Consider the following 382-nt stretch of genomic DNA (forward strand, 5'->3'; position numbering starts at 1 on the left):
CCTAGAAATGAAGTTCAATCAATTATCTAGGTTTTATTGAGATTATTGAGTCTTAGTTTTTTACCGTATAACTTTGCATTGGATTATTCGGAGTATTTGGAAAGGCCATTTTGAGTAAATCCTCATTAATCATAGGTTTCAAATGACTTTGTCGTATGTTTTGGCTAGTTCGGTTAACTAACTTTGCTAACTCTCCAATTGGTATATATTGGTCTTTACATAATGATATCAAGATGTTTCGCATATCCTCTGGGGCTAACCTCTTATTTTCCATGGCAAGCTTGGCAATACCCTCTAAGTGCTCTTTAAAGCTAGGCTCAAGCTTATTAATATCATCCACGAATGGGCGTTCAAAGCGTTCAGAAATAATGCGACCTTGTAC

1 pseudogene is annotated in these 382 nt (G+C 35.9%); it reads right to left on the bottom strand.

The annotated features are described in order from the left end of the window. Nucleotides 1-52: 52 nt before the first annotated feature. Nucleotides 53-382: pseudogene (locus AB4486_RS24695) on the bottom strand (AAA family ATPase); the annotation flags it as partial.

Origin of the sequence: Vibrio sp. 10N.222.55.C6, assembly GCF_041473395.1 — a bacterium.
GTDB lineage: Bacteria > Pseudomonadota > Gammaproteobacteria > Enterobacterales > Vibrionaceae > Vibrio > Vibrio crassostreae_C.